This window comes from Halorubrum sp. ARQ200, from assembly GCF_005435115.1.
In the GTDB taxonomy this organism is placed as follows: domain Archaea; phylum Halobacteriota; class Halobacteria; order Halobacteriales; family Haloferacaceae; genus Halorubrum; species Halorubrum tropicale.
Window position 1 is genome coordinate 24,427 of sequence record NZ_SGTZ01000016.1, and the last position, 17,811, is coordinate 42,237.

A 17,811-nucleotide genomic window follows, 5' to 3' on the forward strand; every position below is an offset into this window, starting at 1 on the left:
GGGTCCGGTCAGTAATCGGGGGCGTCGTCCTCGACTTCGCGCTTCAGCGAGTCGCGGCGGGACTTCGCGTCGCGGCCGGTCGCCTCCAGGAGGAACTCGTTTTTCGCGTCGACGGCGTCGGCGGCGGCGTCGGCGTTGCCCTCGGCGATGACGTCCTCGGCGGGCCGCTCCTCGAAGTGGACCGCCAGCTTGTCCTTCTTGCTCCCGTACTCGGCGGCGCCCGCGACGATCCGGTCGAACACCGGGTTGTCGGGGTCCGAGACGACGTACAGTTCGTGGCCCTCCCACTCCTCGGTGCCCGTGACCTCGCCGAAGTACTCCTCGATGGAGCCCTTCAGGTCCGGCATGCGGTCGTCCAGATGCTCGCCGCGTCGCATCTTGTACTCCTTCATGCCGCGACCGTTCGACAGGCCGGCGTAAACCAGTTTCGTCACGGCCGCTCGGCGGGTTCGGCCGGCAACGCGACGCCTTTTACCGCCCGACTACCGCGGCCGCTCGTCGACGTACCCGCGCTTGCACTCCGGGCAGATGTCGCCCGCGCGCATCGAGCTCCCGCCGGCGGCCCGGACCATCCCGCACTCGGGGCAGTAGTACTCCGTCGGCTCGTCGTCCCCCATCGTCTCCAGGTCGGGGCTCTCGCCGCGGGTGATGCCGGTCTCTCCCGGGTCGCCGGCGTCGAACGAGACCGCCTCGCCGTCGTCCGGCGCCTCGACGTACTCCGTCTGCTCCCCGTCTTCCGGCCGATCCGCGGCCTCCGGGGTGAGCCCGTCGCCGAACTCCACCTCGGCGTCGCCGCCCTCGCCGACCTCCGCGCTGAACCCCTCGTCCTCGCCGCCGTGGTCGGGCCAGGCGGTCGACCCGCCCGCCTCGGCGTCCGCCTCGTCGACGGACGGCCACGCGCCCCGCTCCCTGTCGTCGTCGGCGTCCGCCGTCCCCTCGTCGAGGATCACGCCGTCGTCGGTCTCGGCGTCCGCCTCGTCGGTCGGCCGGTCCTCCGGCTCGGCGTCGGCCGCGGGCGACGACGCGGCCGCCGACTCCCCGCCGGCGTCCAACAGCTCCGCGTCCTCGTCCGCCGGGTCCGACTCCGCCGCGGCGTCCGACGCACCCGCTGCGCTCGGGTCGGCCGGGCCGTCGTCGCCCCGCGGCGGCTCGGCCTCGTCGTCGCCCGCCGCGCCGTCGTCGAGGATCACGGCGTCGTCGCTCCCGGCGCCGGGCTCCTCGTCGAGCGTCAGTCCCTCGGCGCCGGCCGCGGCGCCGTCCCCGTCGACGGTCCCCGGCGCCGCCCCGTCGCCGACGTCCGGCGCGGGACCGCCCCCCGGCGTCGCGGTCGCGCCCGCGTCGCTCCCGGCGTCCGCGTCCGCGGCGGCCTCGTCCGCCAGTTGCTCCATCGTCGTCACCTCGGTGTTTTCGCTGACGATCTGCGTCTCGCCGCAGCGAGCGCAGGTCTTCACCTCCTTGACGGTCGTGACGACCTCGTCGCCCTCCTCCTCGCGCTCGCGCCGGAGTTCGGGTTCGCCGAAGTCGTGTCCGAGCAGACACCTGAGTCCCATTGTGCCACCCTGCGGTGCCGAGGGTAAAAAACGCCCCGTCGGCGTCCGACGCTCGGCACACGACCGGTATCGCCGCCCGACGCCGGCGTCCCGTCCGGGTCCGGCCTCGCGCCCCGCGGACACAGACTCTTTGTGGATCGCTCGCGTACCCTCGCTCGACATGCCTACTGTATCCTACAAGGGCGAGGAAATCGAGTGCGAGGAGGGCGCCAACCTACGCGACGTGCTCAAAGAGGCCGGTCTCTCCGTCTACAACGGCAAGATGGAACAGCTCAACTGCCGCGGCGCCGGGTCGTGCGGCTCCTGTGCGGTCCAGGTCGAGGGAGAGGTCAGCGAGCCGAGCAAGAAGGAGCGCGCCCGCCTCTGGCTCCCGCCGCACCACCCGAACCACGACGTCCGCCTCGCCTGTCAGACGAAAGTCGAGGGCGACGTGACCGTCACGAAGGGCCGCGGGCTCTTCGGACAGCACATCTGAGCGCGGACGCGCCGCTCTCGCGGACTCTCTTCGAGGCTCGACGGCGCGCGACGAGCGGCGCGCTGGTCGAGGCTGAAATACGGCCGCAGCGGACGTGAGCCCGCGACGCGGACGAAAACGTTTGGTACCGTGTGTCAGAGTCGCGTTCGGCGCCAGCCGGACCGACCCACCTTTCGGATCGGCTTACTGCCGAACGACGTTGGTCGCGCGGGGGCCCTTCTCGGAGGACTCGATGTCGAACTCGAGCTCCTGGCCCTCTTCGAGGTCCGGGCCGCCGACGTCTTCCATGTGGAAGAACACGTCGTCGTCCGCGTCGTCAGTCTCAATAAATCCGTAGCCGCCAGTGTCGTTGAAGAAATCAACCTTTCCGGTCGCCATTGCGACTGTAGAGAGGCCCCGACCCGGGATAAGAATTGCGAGTGTACAGTTACCACGACGCTCGCTGAACGTTCGTTCTCGAAAAACCCCGCTTTCCGGGGCGAATCTTGACCGAACGACGGATTCTCGCTCCGACGCCGGTCGATCCGTCGAGTTCTCCGACGGGCCCTCCGACGCGGACGTTTATGCGTCCGGCCGCGAAAACGGCGCGTGTGTCTCACGCGCACCGAGCGGACGGCCCCGGCCTGCTCCTCCGCGAGAACGGCCCCGCCCTGCTGGTCCCGGCGGCGTGGGGAGTCGCCGCGGGAGCGGTCGTCGGCCTCGTCTCCGCGCACGCGCTGTTCGTCGCGCACGTCGTCATGAGCGTCCTGCTCGTCGCCTTCGTCGCCGCCTCGTGGCGCGACATGGCGACGGGGGTCCTCCGCGCGTGGAAGCTGGTGATCCTCGCCGGCACGCCGGTCACGGTCGCCGGCGTCGCCGGGTTCCTCGCGCGCGACGGCGCCGCGCCGGTGCTCGCGGCCGCGGTGCCGGCCGACGCGCTCCTCGCCGTCGCCTTCTACGGCTGGATGCTGCTGCCGGCGCCCGCGTTCGGCTACACGGCCCTGCGCGACCCCGACGGCCGGCGGTCGGCGGTCCACGGCGTCGCCGCCGCCTGTTCGGTCGCGGGCGCCGCCGTCGCCGCGCTCGCGGGCTCCCAGACCGGCGTCGTCGCCGGAATCGCGCTCGTCGGCCTCGGGCAGACCGCCGGCATCCTGACGGCGACGGCGCTGTACTGACCGGCCGCCGCGCCGCCCGCACTCGTCCCTGCTCAGCCGCTTGGCCCGTCGAGCGCCCGGCGGAGCGCCGTGCGGTGGAACTCGACGGCCGCGTCGCGGTCGACCGGCGGGTACCGCGGGTTCGTCACCGCGCCCCCGCCGTCGACGACCGCGCTCGCGACGGCGGCCGCGCGGTGCGCGCGCTCGACCGCCGGCAGCGGGGCGACCGACTCGTACCCCTCGCGGAAGGCCCGGCGGAGCGGTCCGGTCTCGCCCGCGGGCACGTACCAGTCGACGACGAGGTGTTCCGCCTTGGCGACCGACACTCCGGGCGGGGCCGCGAGCGGCGCCTCCCAGTCCAGGACGGCCGTCACTGCGCCGTCCGCGACGAGGGCGTTCCCGGGGCGGAAGTCCCACGGGAAGAGGCGCGGGTCGCCGTCGGCCCCGATCGGCCCCCGGAGCGCGTCGCGGACCCGCTCCCGGAGGTCGTCGAAGTCGGCCGGCAGCCGCGCCGCGTGCCGCTCGCCGAACCGCCGCACCCACTCCGCGGCGTCGGCGGGGTCGCCGACGGACAGCGACGGGCCGTGCTCGGGGGCCGACTCCGCTCCCGTCGCTTCGTCGGCCGGGGACTCGTCGGCCGTCAGCCCCCCGCACCCGGAGAACCGGAACGCCTCGTGGAGCGTCGCGAGGAACCGACCGAAGGAGCGCGCGACCCCGCGCCGGTCGGTCGGGTCGAGGTCGACGAACGCCCCGTGGAGGTCGCGCCCCTCGATCAGCGGCGTGACCAGCCACCCGGTGCCGTCGACGACGCCGTCGCCGAGCGGTCGGGGGACGGGCACGTCGGTCCGCGCGTCGATCGCCGCCAGCAGCGCCGCCTCGGTCCTCGTCGCCCCCGGCGCCTCCGAGCACTGGACGACGACCGGCTGCTCGGCCGCGAACCGCACCACCTCCGTCCGCTTGCGGTTCCCCCGCTCCAACGACTCGACGCTCACGGGCGTCGCCCTCGGGCGCGTGGCCGTGAGGGCCCGCTCGCGGACGGCGTCGCTCACCCGTTCTCCTCCGTCCGGGTCGCCGCCTCGCCTCCCGTCCCGCCGTCCGCCGTCAGCAGCGCGGCCACCTCGTCCAGCGAGTCGACGACGTAGTCCGGGCGGTACGGGGCCGCCGCGTCGTCGGGGTCCCGCCGGAGCCACGCGGACCGGAGGCCGGCGTTGTGCGCGCCGGCGACGTCGTACGCCAGCGAGTTCCCGACGTACAGCATCTCTCGCCGCTCGACCGACAGCGTCGCCGCCAGCCGCTCGAACGGTTCCGCGTGGGGCTTCCGGCGCGGGAGGTCCCCGGCGTACACGATCGCGTCGACGCGGTCGGCCAACCCGAGCGCCTCCACCTTCGCCCGCTGGCGCGCCTCGGGACCGTTCGTGAGCACGCCCACGGGGCCCGCGTCCGCCGCGGCCGCCAGCGCGTCGGCGGCGCCCGGCAGGTACGCCACCCGCGACTCGTCCGCGACCGCCTCGAACGCCGCCGCGAGCGCGACGGGGTCCACGTCCCGGCCGTGCTGGGCCGCCAGCCGCGCGAACCCCGCGCCGAGGTACCCGACCCGGTCGTCGGGGTCCGGCGGCCCGTCGAGGAGGGGCCACAGCTCTGACGGCTCCCCGAACGGCTCGACGCCCGCCCGCTCGAACGCCCGTCGGTAGAGGGCGTCCACGTCGTGGTCGTGGCGGCACAGCGTGTCGTCGAGGTCGAACGCGACCGCCGCGAACCGGCTCATGGGAGGAGGTGGCGCCGCGCGGCGAAGTCGGTTTCGGCGACCGGCCCGTACCCCCGACGATGGTCGACCCCGAGGACACCTACGACTGCGAGACGTGCGGCGCGCGCGTCGCCGTCGCGGACGCCCGCCGCTCCGAACCGTTCGGCGACCTCGACCCCGAGACGTGGCAGACGCTGAACTGCCCGCACTGCGGGGACCGGCTCGCGACCGTCCTCGTCGGCGACGAGTGAGCCTCGGCCGAAGCCCCCCGGGTCGATACTCGTCACGTCTCATGGTGACACCCCACAATACCTACGTCTCCGGTTCGTAGCCACCCCATGCTCGACATCGGGACGGTCTACCTCGTCGCCGCCGGCGCGCTGCTGCTCGCCGCGCTCGCGGTCGGCCTCCGCGCTCTCGTCGGCGTCTTCCGCGAAGGCCGCGAGCGCAGCCGGAAGCGCCGGGAGGGCGAGCTCGAACGCTACACGAAGGACCCGGTGTACGACCGCGAGCCGCCCGATTCGGACGGCGTCGCGGAGACGCCCTCGACCTGCCCCCAGTGCGGCGCGGACAACGACGCCGAGTTCACGTTCTGTCGCGAGTGCGCGGCGCCGCTCGGGCCTGACCCGTGACGTTGACGATTCCCGACTGACCGTTCTCAAAGTTATCAACTCTCGGAATCAGGGGCGAACTGTTTATTACCTGATCGGCGTTCGTTCCGAGGAACGGACCACGGCCGGCCGACTGCGGCGCACGCGCCGAATCACACTCCATGATACCTTCACAGCGGGCACGGACCGTGCTCGCGGTCTCGCTCGTTGCGGTCGTACTGGTGTCAGTAACAGTGTTCGCGGGCGTGGCCGTCGGTAGTATATATACGCTTGAAGGTGCTGAGGATTCGATACAGCCCGGAGAGGACCTAGCATTCGATGTTTATGACGACAACAATACTTCTGATGACGGAAATAAAATATTCGTCGTAATCGACGAAGACGATGATGAAGAGTTCGACCTTGGTGAGAGGAATATTTCTATTCCGAGTCTCGACGATCGTAGTCAAACTGGGACGTTTCCTGGTGCTGAAACCTCCGGACTAAACGGGACTTACACGCTTTTTTCAGTTGAAACTGACTCGCTCTCACCCGGGCAGAACTTATCCTCCGATACGTACGCAAACGAGGATCAAGTCATGATCGATGGGGTCACACCGTACGTCTCCGACGTCACCCTCACGAACCCCTCCGGACAGGACCTCAACGTCTCGTTCACCACGAACGAGCGGTTGAACGCGACGACCGTCGAACTCACCGGTGCCGAAACCGCGACGTTCGGACTCGGCGACTTCACCGAGACCAACGCCAGCGGCACGTACACGTAACATCTGACGTACGACGGGAGCTCGGACGGCGAGTACACCGTCGAGGTCACGTCCGCGGTCGACGCCGTCGGCAACGACGCCGGGACCAACCAGACGAGCGCCGAACTCGACGACTCCGCCTCCGTCGACACGGTCCCGCCGGGGATCGCCGGCGTCGAAGCCGAAGTCGGGAGCGACACCGTGAACGTGTCGTTCAACGAGAGCGTGAACGCCAGCGACGGCGGCGCGCTCTCGGCGTCGAACTTCACCTACGGGAACGTGGAATCTGGCGGGGCGACCGGCGTGGACGTGGTGTCTCACACGGTAGGAGCCGATACGGCCACGCTGACGCTCGACGCGAATGTGACCGCCACGGATCTCGGCAACGACACGGTCGCGGCGGCCGCCGGCGCGATCGCGGACGGCGCGGGGAACGACGCGCCGACCGCCGACCTCGCGCTCGCCGACACCCTCGACCCGAGCGCGCCGGTCGACGCGACGGCCGGCGTGATCAACGCGAGCAACGCGGGGGGCTACGACCTCACCGTCGACCTGCCCGACGATCACGAGGCCGGGACGGTCGCGGTGTCGCTGTCGAACGGCGGGATGGTCACCGAGAGCAAGGCCGTCGCCAGCGAGGACGACGGCGACGCGGACCCCGACACTATCGCGTTCACCGGACTGGACGTCTCGTCGCTCGCCGACGGCGCGGTGACCGTCGACGCGACGCTGACCGACGACGGCGGCAACGACGCGACGGGCGCGGGCCTCGCGTCGCCGACGAAGGACACCGACCTCCCGGGCGTCGCGGACGCGACGATCACGAACGCGACGATCGGCACCGAGGACGCCGGCGTCGCACAGACGGTGACCGTCGACTTCGACGAGGACGTCGACCAGGGCGCCGCGCCGAACGTGACGGTCCTCGGGTCGAACCTGAACCGGACCTACGACGTGACGGGGAGCTTCGACGACGCCCGAACGTGGACGGGGACCGTCACCATCGTCGACGACAACGAGGCGGCCACCGCCACGATCCGGGTGACGAACGCGACCGACCTCGCGGGGAACGTCCAGTCGCCGGACCCCGACGACTCGAACACCTTTCAGGTTGACACCCGCGGGCCGATCGCGCCCGTCGACACCGTCGCCGGGAACGTCACGGCGAGCAACGCCACGACCTACGCGGCGACCGTCGACCTCGTGAGCGGCTCGAACGCCGACGAGGTCGAGGTCCGCGTCGACGACGGCGCGACGACGGTGAGCAAGAGGGTCCCGACGGGCGGCAGCGACTCGGTCACCGTCTCGGGGATCGACGCCTCGTCGCTCGCGGACGGGCCACTCACGGTGACCTCGCGCGCGCTCGACGGCGGCTTCGAGAACGCCGAGGGGTTCGTCCAGCCCGTGACCGTGACGAAGGACACGGTCCGGCCGGGCGTGGCGTCGGTGTCGGTCGGTGACGGCACCGTGAACGACTCCGACGCCGGGACGACCCAGTCGGTCACCATCACGTTCGACGAGGACGTCGACACGAGCGTCGCGCCGGCGGTGGCCCTGACCGGACTCGCGCAGGGCGACACCGTAGTCTCGGGAAGCTTCGCCGATGCGCAAACCTGGACGGGCACCGTCGCGGTGACCGACAACGACGAGGAAGCGACCGTGACCGTCGAGGTCTCCGGCGTCGAGGACCCCGTCGGGAACCCCCAGACGCCGGATCCGGATACCTCCGGGTCGGTCGGTGTCGACACCCGGACGCCGAATGTCACCGGCTTCACGGCCACACACGACGGCACCGGCACCGTCGAGGTGTCCTTCGAGTCCGACGAGTCGCTGGCGTCGACGTCGGTGTCGCTCGACACGCCGACCGGGTCGACGACGCTTACCCCGACGACGGCTGACGGGAGCGCGCCCTACGCGTACACGGCGACGTACGACGGCGCGGACGGCGACTACACCGCGACGCTCGATGCGGCCGCGGACGCCGCCGGAAACGACGGCGCCGCCGGGGACAGCGACACCGCGACCGTGGACACGACCCCGCCGACGTTCTCGGCGGCGTCGCCGGCGGGCGCGACCGTCACGACCGACCGGCCGGAGATCTCCATCGAGGTGACCGACGCCACCCGTGGGGTGAACGCTTCCAGCGTCGCGGTGACGGTCGCGGACGCCGACGGCGGCGACGGCGCCGAGTTCGACGCCGCAACGAACGCGACGACCGGGATCTCCGTCGACGGCGCGACCCTCACGGTGAACACGACCGAGGCGGGCGTCTCGCTCGTCGACGGCGCCGTCGACGTGACCGTCTCGGCGGCCGACGACGCCGGCAACGGCGACCAGACCGCGTTCTCCTTCACCGTCGACACGACGCCGCCGCAGTTCTCGAACGCCGCGCCCGCCGACGAGACGGTGACCGACGACCGGTCGGTCGTCTCCGTGGACGTCGCCGACGCGACCGCGGGCGTCGACGCGTCGACGATCGAAGTCACGCTGTCGAACGACACCGACACGATCCTCGCCGGGGCCGGCACGAACACCGACGGCGTCGCCTTCGACGGGGCAACGCTGACCGTCGACCCCGCCGGATCGGGCGTGCCGACGCTCCCGAACGGCAGCATCGACGTGACCGTCGACGCCGCCGACGCCGCCGGCAACGCCGACCAGACCGCCTTCTCGTTCGCGCTCGACACCCCGCCGGTCGTCTCGGGCTTCTCCGCGAGCGACACCGGCACCTCCGAGCGCAACGTCAGCGTCTCGTTCTCCTCCTCCGACGAGCTCGACGCCGTGTCCGTCTCCGTCTCCGGCGCCGAGACGGCGACCCTCTCGCTCGCGGACTTCTCTGTCACGCCGAACGGCGACGGCTTCGACTACGACGCGACCTACGAGGGACGCACCGACGGGACGTATGACTTCACGCTCGACACCGCCGACGACGGCGTGACCGACGGCGCCGCCGGGCAGACCGCGTCCGTCCTCGTCGACGAGGCGGTCCCGGACGTGACCGTCGACGCGCCGAACGGCGGCGGCCTCTACCGCGGCGGCGAGACGGTGACGGTCGAGTGGGCCGCGACGGACAACGTCACTGTCACGGACGACGTGGTCGTGGAGTACTCGTCCGACGGCGGGGGGTCGTGGCAGCCGGTGGCGTCCGGCCGCGCGAACGACGGCGCCTACGACTGGACGGTTCCCGACGACGACACGACCGACGCGCTCGTTCGAGTGAGTGCGAGCGACAACAGCAGCAACACAGGGTCGGACGTGAGTGACGGGGCCTTCGAAGTGGACTCGACTCCGCCGACCGTCGAGTCGTTCTCGGTGTCGAACCCGAGCGGGCAGGCCGTCACGGTGGCCGTCGAGACCGACGAGGCGCTCGGCGCGCTGTCGGTCGACGTCTCGGGTGCCTCCACGAGGGCCCTCTCGCTGTCGAACTTCACCGAGACCGGCACCGGCCCGTACACGTACGAGGCGACGTTCAACGACGGCACCGAGGGCACCTACGACGCGACCCTCAACACCGCCGCGGACGCCGCCGGTAACGACGGCGCCGGCGGCGAGTCGGACTCCGTCGAGGTCGACACCGTGACGCCGACGATCTCCGACTTCTCGGCGTCGAACCCGAGCGGCCAGACGGTGAACGTGAGCTTCGACGCCAGCGAGCGGCTGTCGGCGACCGCCGTCGAGCTGGAGACGCCCTCCACGACGGAGACCCTCTCTTCGCTCTCGGAGACCGGGTCAGGACCGTACACCTACACCGCGACGTACGACGAGGGCGCCGACGGCGTCTACAACGCGACGCTCGTCACCGCGGACGACGGGCTCGGAAACGACGGTGCGGACGGACAGACCGCGGCGGTCGAGGTCGACACGACCCCGCCGACGCTGTCGAACCTCTCGGTGACGAACCCCTCGGGCCGACAGGTCCGAGTCCACTTCGACGCCGACGAGCCGATCGACACGGTCGCCGTGGAGTTCTCCGGGCCGGAGACCGCGAGCGTCAGCACGGACAACCCGACCGTCGTCGACGGGTCGTACGTCGTCGGCTACACCGGCAACACCGACGGCGAGTACACCGCGACGGTGACCGGCGCCGTCGACGCCTTCGGCAACGACGCGCCAGACCGCTCGGGAACGGTGAACGTCACGACGGCGACCCCGATCATCTCCGGGTTTGCGGCCTCGAACCCGAGCGGCCAGAACGTCACCGTCGCGTTCGGCAGCGACGAACCGCTGGCGAACGTCACCGTCGACATCTCCGGCGCGGAGTCGGCGACGCTGACCGAGGCGGCGTTCGCCACCAACGGGAACACCTACACGGCGACCTACGAGGGCTCCTCGAACGGCACCTACACCGCCGTCCTCCGAACCGCGGCGGACGCCGACGGCGACGACGGCGCGAGCGGCCAGACCAACAGCGTCACCGTCGGTCCGACCGACGCGGCGCCCGCCGGCCCGGCCGTCTCCGACTTCTCGGCGACGAGCCCCGCGGACCGGCGGCTCCGCGTCTCCTTCCGGAGCGACACCCCGCTCGCCGACGTCGGCGTCGCCGTCTCCGGCCCGGACGCGACGACGCTCACCCGCGAGGCGTTTACCGAGGCGAACGGGACGTACACGGCGACGGTCGCCGTCGACGCGGCCGGCGACTACACCGCGACGCTGTTCGAGGCTGCGGCCGGCGCCGGGGCGAACGGCGCCGACGGCCAGTCCGCCTCGGTCGCGGTGGCCGCGAGCGCGCGGCCGGTAGCCGGGGGCGGAGGCGGCCCGAGCGGGACGGCCGGCGGCGCGGCGAGCGGGGGCGACCGCGGGGCCGGCGGCGACCGCGAGCCGACGGTCTCCGTCGCGCCGACCGGACCGACGGCGGCCGCGGTGACCGTCGAGGACGCCGGCGTCGGCGCTCCGGTCGGGATCGACCTCCGGAACGCCACGGACGGCCCCGTCGCCGTCGCTGACCTCTCGGTCTCGGTCGACCGGCCGACCGACTACTCGCTGTCCGTCTCGTCGTCGCCGACGGCCGCCCCCGACGCGCCCGCCTTCGACGGCCGCGCGGTCGGGTACCTCACCGTCGAACACTCGATGCCTGACGACGCGGTGGCCGGCGCGACCGTCCGCGTCCGCGTCGACGCAGACCGCTTCGCCGACGCGGCCGTCGACCCGCAGACGGCGGCCGTCTACCGCTACCACGACGGCGCGTGGCGCCGGCTCGAAACCGCGGTCGCGGCCCGCGATGACGGCTCGTACCTCCTGCGGGCGGAGACCCCGGGCTTCTCGACGTTCGCCGTCGGCACGGCGAGCGCCGACGCCCTCCGGATCGCGGGCGCGACCGCCGAGTCCTCGACCGCTGCGGTCGGCGAACCGGTGACCGTCTCCGCGACGCTCGTGAACGACGCCGGCTGGCGCGTCGACGGCGCGTTCTCCGTCGTCGCGGGCGACGAGGTCGTCGCCACCCGGAGCGTCTCGGTGCCCCCCGGGTCGACGGTGACGACCGGCGTCACGGTCGCCTTCGACGAGCCCGGCGACTACCGGCTCACCGTCGGGAACACCACTGCCGGCACGCTCGCGGTCTCCGCCGGCGACGCGGCCAGCGGCGAGGCGGGAGACGACGGTTCGGAGGACGACGGCGAGGGCGCCGCCGACGACGGGACGGATGCGGAGTCGACGGCCGACTCCGGCGACGCGTCCGCCTCGGAGGGTAGCACCGCCGACGGTTCCGCACCCGCGAACGCCACCGGCTCGTCGGACGAGAGCGTGCCGGGCTTCGGGCTGCCGGCGACCCTCGCCGCGCTCGCCGGGGCCGCCGCGCTCGCCCGCCGTCGGTCGGCGTGACCCCGGGCTTACCGGTCTTCACCTGCAGGGACGGAGTCGATCCGATTTTCAGTCACGACTGACGAATGTGAATTGCGCCGAAAAGCCATGCCGCCTCCCCGATTTGAACTCCGGAAGACGTGCTCGCCTCGCTGCGCGCGACTTCCGTGCTCAAATCGTCCCGGCGTCGTTTTCTCGACGGTTCGCTCCGCTCACCGTCTCGAAATATGCCGCCTCCCCGATTTGAACGGGGGACAGCTCGATCTTCAGTCGAGTGCTCTCCCAGTCTGAGCTAAGGCGGCTCGCACTCGGACTAACGCCGATTCCCAACAAAAGGATTTCGAAAGACCGCAGTCGGTCGATCGCGCGCCGCAGGAGTGGGACCGCCCGGATTCGAACCGGGGTCACGGGCACCCAAGGCCCGGAGTATACCACTAACCCACGGTCCCGCGCCTATATCTACCCGCATCGGCCGCTAAAGGGTTTCGTTGCGCTCCGCGCCGCGGTCGACCGCGGCCGCCCTCACTCCTCGTCGTCGCGCAGTTCGAGGTCGGCGACGATGTCGTAGGGGTCGGTCCCCTTCCGGACCGCGTCGAGGATGAAGAACGCCTCGTCGGGCGCGAGGAAGTGCCTGGTGACGCCCCGACCGAGCGGCGTCGGCTCGAAGCCGTCGATGAACTCCCACTCCAACAGCTTTCCGAGCGCGTGCTTGGTGGGGACTTCGCCGATCATGCGGTCGTTGAGGCGCTTGGCCTTCTTGCCGGCGACGACGACGTTCGCGAGCGTCTCCTCGGCCGCGGCGGTCTCGTCGTAGTGGGTCGCCACGTCCTCCATCTCGCCTTTCAGGAGGGTGAACGCCACCTCGTCCTCGGTGCGGTCCATCGAGCCGTGGTAGACGCCGTCGGGCTCGACGAGGAGGTAGACGCGGCCGCGGTCGTGGTAGTCGGGGCGCCCGGCGCGCCCGAGCATCTGCGAGAACTCCTGCACGGAGAGCCACTCGATCCCCATCGCCAGCGAGTCGAAGATCACCTGCGAGGCCGGGAAGTCGACGCCGGCCGCCAGCGCCGCGGTGGTGACGACCGCGGAGAGGTCCTGGTTCCCGAACTGGCGTTCTACCTTCTTCCGACGCCCGTAGTCGAGGCCGGCGTGGTACGGCGCGGAGTCGTACCGCAGCTTCCGGCTGATCTCGTGGCAGCGCCGCCGCGAGTTCGTGAAGATGATCGTCTGCCCGCGGTACCCCTTCGAGGACTTCGTGTCGAACTCGCGTTTCACGAGTTTGTCGGCGATCTGCGCCTTCTCGCGGCCGTCCGCGAACGTGACGTGGCGCTCGATGGGGACGGGCCGCTCCTCGTACTCGATCAGTGTCGCCCGCAGTTTCTCCGCGAGCCACTCGGGGTTCCCGACGGTCGCCGAGAGGTAGACGAACTGCGTGCCGTCGTATCCCGAACGCGTCCGCATCCGCTCTTCGCTGTAGTACTTCAGCCGCGAGATGAGCCCGTCGAGCCGGTGGCCGCGCTCGCCCTCCTTCAGCGTGTGGACCTCGTCGATGACGACCGTGCCCACGTCGCCGAGGTCCTTCCCCGTTCGGAGCGCGTGGTCGATTCCCTCGTAGGTGCCGACGATCACGTCGGCGCTCGGGTCGAAGCGGTTGCCGTCGTCGTTCACCCGCGAGGAGCCGACGCGGATCGACACGTCGAGCAGGTCGCCGTAGCGGTCCTCGAAGTCCTCGTGCTTCTGGTTCGCGAGCGCGACGAGCGGCACCAGGAAGAGCAGCTTCCCGTCGCCCTTCAGCGCGCGGTCGACCCCGGTCAGCTCGCCGACGAGGGTCTTCCCCGTCGCGGTCGCGCTCACGACCAGCTGGTCGTCGCCGTCCAAGAGCCCGTTCCGCACCGAGAGGCTCTGGACCGGAAGCAGCTCCTCGAACCGGCCCTGGAGGTGCGCGGAGAGGTCCGGATGGAGGTCTAAGTCCTCGGTCCGCACCGGCGAGACGTCGTCGACGTTCGCCGAGACCTCGTCGTACTTCGTGAGGTCGGGGTCGAGCCCGCCCTGAAGCAGGCTCACGATCCGGTCTAAGTCGCCCGACTCGTACAGCAGCTCCTCTAAGCGCTCCTCGGCCGCACCCGTGAACTCGCCTTTGTACGACAGCTCCCGCTCTAGCTCTCGGCGGGCACAGTCCCGGCAGATCAGCTCGCCGTTGTGTTCGATCGCGTCCTCGCTCGTGATCGGTCCGTACCGCCCGTCGCTCGCGCAGCGCCGGCAGGTCCGGACCGCCGTCGCCTCCAGCTGGTAGCCGTCCAGCATCTCCTTCAGCCGCGCCCGGTTCTCGGGCGTGGTCTGCTCGGAGATGCGGATCCGGCCGGCCGCCCGCGCGAGGTCGACGAACTCGTCCGGCTGGCGGGGGTGGTCCTCGCCGTCGCGGATCACTCGGAACTTCCCCGGGCGGGGGCCCGCGGAGGTCTCCTTGAGTTCGAGCCGCCCCCGGAGCACGCGCTTGCCGTCGCGGTTCGCGACCACGGTGTAGTCGCTCCGCGACTCGTGGAGGAACAGCGTCTCGACCTCGGCCAGCTGCTGTGACACTGCCGTGCGGTACGCGAGCGAGGTATTTCAGGAGTTCGGCTCGCCGCGCGGCGCCCCGGACGGCTGCGCAGTCCCGCGGCTACGTCACGCGAACGCGCGGAGAAGAACCCGCCTCACGGACGGGGCGGTCGGGGGTCGTTACGAGACGAGGAGCTTCTCGCCGCGGTCGACCGTGATCCGGCACGGCGGCGAGAGCTTGTTGTACGCGCGGCGGAACGCCTCCTTCACGACGGGCGCCTGGTCGACGTCGCAGTACGCGGTGAAGATCACGTCGTCCTTGTCGAGCCGCGCGGCGGTGCCGACCGGCTTCCCGAACGCCTGGCGCATGCCGTCGGAGACGCGGTCCGCGCCGGCGCCGGTCGCCTGCTTGTTCTCCCGGATGACCTGGTGGGGGAACTTGCGGAGGGTCATCTTGTAGTTGCCCTCGCCGAGCTCCTTGATCAGGTGGCGGTTCGCCGACAGGCGCGCGCTCTCGAGCGAGCCGTGTCGGACCTGGAGCTCCTCCTCGACGCGGAGGCTGATCTGGACGGGGTAGTCGTCCGGCTCCGCGGAGAGGTCGCCCATGTTGTGCTGGGCGATCTTCGAGCCGGGGATGCCCGTGATGTACTCGCGGCGGGTGTACGACGGCTTGTCGATCGTCCGATACATGGAGGCGGGTTTGTCAGACATGGCTACTTGTCCGAAGTAGCCCTCGCTGCGGCGATAAACCCTTCGATAGCGAGGCGTCCTCGTCGGCTCCGCGGGCGTCAGCGCCGCCGTTCGGCCCGATCGCGTCCCGCGTTGGCACGCCGCTCGGCTCACTCCTCGGGCGTCGGTTCGAGCGCGACGTGGTCGAACCCGCGGTCCGCGAGCCGCTCCGCGGCCCGGTCGGTGACCGACGGCGCGACCAGGATGCCGCGGACCGCGGGGGAGTCGTCGTCGGCCTCGCCCGCGTCGCCGACGCCCAGTTCCTCGCGGAGCGCCCGCACGTACCGCGCCAGCTGTCCCACGGCGTCCGGGCCGACCCGGCGGCGCTTCAGCTCGACGACGACCGGCGTCCCGTCGGCGTCGACGCCGAAGACGTCCATCGGCCCGGCGCTGGAGGGGCGCTCGGTCTCGCGGGGCTCGAACCCGGGTTCGACGAGCTCGGGGCGCTCTACGATCCGGGTTCGGAGGTCCTCCTCGCTGCCGTGGAGGGTGAGGTCGCGCCCGCCCGTGACGGCCATCGCCGAGAGCTGGTGAACGTCCGAAAAGCGGACCGTCAGGGTCTCGTCGGGGTTGCTCCTGGTCGAGCGCACCCGGAGCCGCCCCTCTCGGACCGCGGCGTGGTGTTCCGACCCCGGCGGCTGCCAGTTGACCGGCTGGCGCCCCTCGTCGGTGTGGACGAGGGCGGCGCCGTCGGGCTTCAACACGAGCAGCCGGTCGCCGGCGCCGAGGTCAGAGGCCGCGCGTCCCTCGTAGGAGACCGTACAGCGGCCGAACAGGCTGACGAGGTCCCCGCGTCCGAAGGCGTCCTCCAGCTCCCAGAGGGCCTCGCGGTGGCTCGGGTCGTGGACGCTCGTGACTGTCACTGGTGCGTCGTAGGCGGTTCCGAGTGAAAAAGGGCGCGCGCCGGGGGCCGTAGCCGCTCGGTCGGGACCGTCAGCGCGTCCGCTCCCTCTCAGTCGCCGCGCCGCGAGACGACGATACCGGCGACGAAGAGGACGACGCCGAGCGCGAAGGCGGCGATCCGAAGCGTCGTGTCCGAGACGAGGATTCCGGCCAGCACCGAGACGCCGAATCCGGCGTGTAACACCGCGGTGAGGTTCATGGGATCGGTACGGTCGGGCGGCACAAAAACGGGTCGAAGGCGGCTGGGCGGCCGCCGGGCGTCCCGCGCCGTCTCAGGTCCCGTGTTCCCAGCTGCCCATGTACTCGCGCTGCTCGTCGGTGAGGTCGTCGTACTCGACCCCCTCGGCGGCCAGCTTGATGTCCGCGACCTCGCGGTCGAGCTCGTCGGGCACGTCGTGGACGCCGGCGTCGTACGCGTCGCCGTTCGCGGCCAGCTCGCGCACGACGACCGCCTGAACGCCGAAGCTCTGGTCCATCACCTCGACCGGGTGGCCGAGGGCGATGGGCGCGGCGAGGTTGACCAGCCGCCCCTCCGCGATGACGTTCAGGACGCGGCCGTCCTCCATCTCGAACCCCTCGACGCCGTCGCGGACCTCGTAACGGTCGACGGCGAGGTCGGCGAGGTCGCCGAGGTTCACCTCGACGTCGAAGTGGCCGGCGTTCGCGAGGAGGACGCCGTCGCTCATCTCTTCGAAGTGCTCGCGGGTGATCACGTCGCGGTTGCCCGTCGTCGTGATGAACACGTCGCCCTTCTTCGCGGCCTCCGCCATGGGGAGCACCTCGTACCCCTCCATGTGCGCTTCGAGCGCCTTCCGGGGGTCGACCTCGCAGACGATGACGTTCGCGTTCTGTCCGGCGGCCTTCTTGGCGACGCCCTTGCCGCACTGGCCGTAGCCGCCGACGACGACGTCCTTCCCGGCCCACGAGAGGTTCGTCGTCATCGCGATGGTCGCGAGCGACGACTCGCCCGTGCCGTGGACGTTGTCGAACAGCTGTTTCATCGGCGTGTCGTTCACGGCGAAGACGGGGTAGTGGAGCTCGCCGTCGGCGTCCATCGCGCGCAGGCGGTCGACGCCCGTGGTCGTCTCCTCGGCGCCGCCGACGATGGAGTCGATCAGGTCGGGGTACTCCTCGTGGACGAGCTTCACCATGTCCATCCCGTCGTCGACGGTGATGGTCGGCTCGTGGGCGATGCAGGCGTGCATCGCGTCGTAGTACTCGTCGTCGTCCACGCCGCGCACGGCGTAGGAGGTGATCGACTCGTGGGCGTCGAGCGCGGCCGACACGTCGTCGTGCGTCGAGAGGGGGTTACAGCCGGTGATCGCGACCTCGGCGCCGCCCTCTGCGAGCAGTTCGACGAGGTTCGCCGTCTTCGCCTCTACGTGCATCGCCATCGCGATCGTCTCGCCCGCGAGCGGCTGCTCGTCGACGAACTCCTCGCGGAGGGCGTTCAATATCGGCATGTGCTGGAGCGCCCAGTCCATCTTCCGGCGCCCCTCCTCTCGGGCCGTATCGACGTCCGAGAGGTGCTGTGACACCGGCGGATACGCGGTCTCGCTCATACCGATCGCTTCGCTCACGGCGCACTA

At 71.2% G+C, this 17,811-nt stretch carries 16 protein-coding genes and 2 tRNA genes; 6 read left to right on the forward strand and 12 right to left on the reverse strand.

The features are described 5' to 3' along the window. Positions 1–8 precede the first annotated feature (8 nt). Together EXE50_RS15250 and EXE50_RS15255 are read right to left on the reverse strand one after the other, a co-directional pair. The gene (locus tag EXE50_RS15250) at positions 9–392 is read right to left on the reverse strand and encodes a DUF5611 family protein (protein WP_053770223.1); all 384 of its coding nucleotides are present in this window, start codon (positions 390–392) and stop codon (positions 9–11) included. 90 nt (positions 393–482) lie between these two features. Next, the gene (locus EXE50_RS15255; RefSeq protein WP_137705471.1) at positions 483–1,550 is read right to left on the reverse strand and encodes a hypothetical protein; all 1,068 of its coding nucleotides are present in this window, start codon (positions 1,548–1,550) and stop codon (positions 483–485) included. Positions 1,551–1,710: 160 nt separating this feature from the next. Between EXE50_RS15255 and EXE50_RS15260 the strand changes: the two genes are divergently transcribed. Further along, positions 1,711–2,025 (forward strand): 2Fe-2S iron-sulfur cluster-binding protein, encoded by a 315-nt coding sequence (locus tag EXE50_RS15260; protein ID WP_053770221.1) that lies wholly within the window; start codon positions 1,711–1,713, stop codon positions 2,023–2,025. Positions 2,026–2,208: 183 nt separating this feature from the next. Here EXE50_RS15260 and EXE50_RS15265 read toward each other — a convergent pair whose 3' ends face one another. After that, entirely contained in the window at positions 2,209–2,403 is a 195-nt protein-coding gene (locus EXE50_RS15265) for a cold-shock protein (RefSeq protein WP_004599158.1), read from the reverse strand. A gap of 185 nt (positions 2,404–2,588) precedes the next feature. Between EXE50_RS15265 and EXE50_RS15270 the strand changes: the two genes are divergently transcribed. Further along, complete coding sequence (locus tag EXE50_RS15270; protein WP_121601022.1) at positions 2,589–3,179, forward strand: hypothetical protein; 591 nt, start codon at positions 2,589–2,591, stop codon at positions 3,177–3,179. A gap of 32 nt (positions 3,180–3,211) precedes the next feature. On the opposite strand, the gene EXE50_RS15275 is transcribed toward EXE50_RS15270, so the two are convergent. Both EXE50_RS15275 and EXE50_RS15280 read right to left on the reverse strand, forming a co-directional pair. Next, complete coding sequence (locus EXE50_RS15275; protein ID WP_137705472.1) at positions 3,212–4,207, reverse strand: phosphotransferase family protein; 996 nt, start codon at positions 4,205–4,207, stop codon at positions 3,212–3,214. Continuing rightward, a complete protein-coding gene (locus EXE50_RS15280; RefSeq protein WP_053770218.1) occupies positions 4,204–4,923 on the reverse strand; it encodes an HAD family hydrolase in 720 nt (239 codons plus the stop codon). The genes EXE50_RS15275 and EXE50_RS15280 overlap by 4 nt, the downstream gene beginning before the upstream one ends. Before the next feature lie 59 nt (positions 4,924–4,982). Between EXE50_RS15280 and EXE50_RS17530 the strand changes: the two genes are divergently transcribed. The 4 genes from EXE50_RS17530 (at position 4,983) to EXE50_RS15295 (ending at position 12,076) form a co-directional block, all read left to right on the forward strand. Beyond that, positions 4,983–5,153, forward strand: a complete 171-nt coding sequence (locus tag EXE50_RS17530; protein WP_199241373.1) for a hypothetical protein — start codon at positions 4,983–4,985, stop codon at positions 5,151–5,153. An 87-nt stretch (positions 5,154–5,240) separates the two neighbouring features. Next, positions 5,241–5,534 (forward strand): zinc-ribbon domain-containing protein, encoded by a 294-nt coding sequence (locus EXE50_RS15285; RefSeq protein WP_137705473.1) that lies wholly within the window; start codon positions 5,241–5,243, stop codon positions 5,532–5,534. Positions 5,535–5,701: 167 nt separating this feature from the next. Beyond that, positions 5,702–6,280 (forward strand): hypothetical protein, encoded by a 579-nt coding sequence (locus tag EXE50_RS15290; protein WP_137705474.1) that lies wholly within the window; start codon positions 5,702–5,704, stop codon positions 6,278–6,280. A 180-nt stretch (positions 6,281–6,460) separates the two neighbouring features. Continuing rightward, positions 6,461–12,076, forward strand: coding sequence for a PGF-pre-PGF domain-containing protein (locus tag EXE50_RS15295; RefSeq protein ID WP_137705475.1), 5,616 nt, complete (start codon positions 6,461–6,463; stop codon positions 12,074–12,076). Positions 12,077–12,283: 207 nt separating this feature from the next. Here EXE50_RS15295 and EXE50_RS15300 read toward each other — a convergent pair. The 7 genes from EXE50_RS15300 to EXE50_RS15325 all read right to left on the reverse strand — a co-directional run bounded on the left by EXE50_RS15300 (position 12,284) and on the right by EXE50_RS15325 (position 17,784). Further along, positions 12,284–12,357, reverse strand: a tRNA-Phe gene (locus EXE50_RS15300). A gap of 76 nt (positions 12,358–12,433) precedes the next feature. Then, positions 12,434–12,504, reverse strand: a tRNA-Pro gene (locus tag EXE50_RS15305). A 73-nt stretch (positions 12,505–12,577) separates the two neighbouring features. Beyond that, positions 12,578–14,632 (reverse strand): DEAD/DEAH box helicase, encoded by a 2,055-nt coding sequence (locus EXE50_RS15310; RefSeq protein ID WP_121601011.1) that lies wholly within the window; start codon positions 14,630–14,632, stop codon positions 12,578–12,580. Positions 14,633–14,770: 138 nt separating this feature from the next. Then, positions 14,771–15,301 (reverse strand): 50S ribosomal protein L16, encoded by a 531-nt coding sequence (locus tag EXE50_RS15315; protein ID WP_053770214.1) that lies wholly within the window; start codon positions 15,299–15,301, stop codon positions 14,771–14,773. 128 nt (positions 15,302–15,429) lie between these two features. Then, the gene (nucS, locus tag EXE50_RS15320) at positions 15,430–16,182 is read right to left on the reverse strand and encodes an endonuclease NucS (protein ID WP_053770213.1); all 753 of its coding nucleotides are present in this window, start codon (positions 16,180–16,182) and stop codon (positions 15,430–15,432) included. Between the two features lie 89 nt (positions 16,183–16,271). Continuing rightward, positions 16,272–16,421, reverse strand: a complete 150-nt coding sequence (locus EXE50_RS17535; protein WP_017341828.1) for a hypothetical protein — start codon at positions 16,419–16,421, stop codon at positions 16,272–16,274. 73 nt (positions 16,422–16,494) lie between these two features. After that, a complete protein-coding gene (locus EXE50_RS15325) occupies positions 16,495–17,784 on the reverse strand; it encodes an adenosylhomocysteinase (RefSeq protein WP_053770212.1) in 1,290 nt (429 codons plus the stop codon). Between the last annotated feature and the right edge of the window lie 27 nt (positions 17,785–17,811).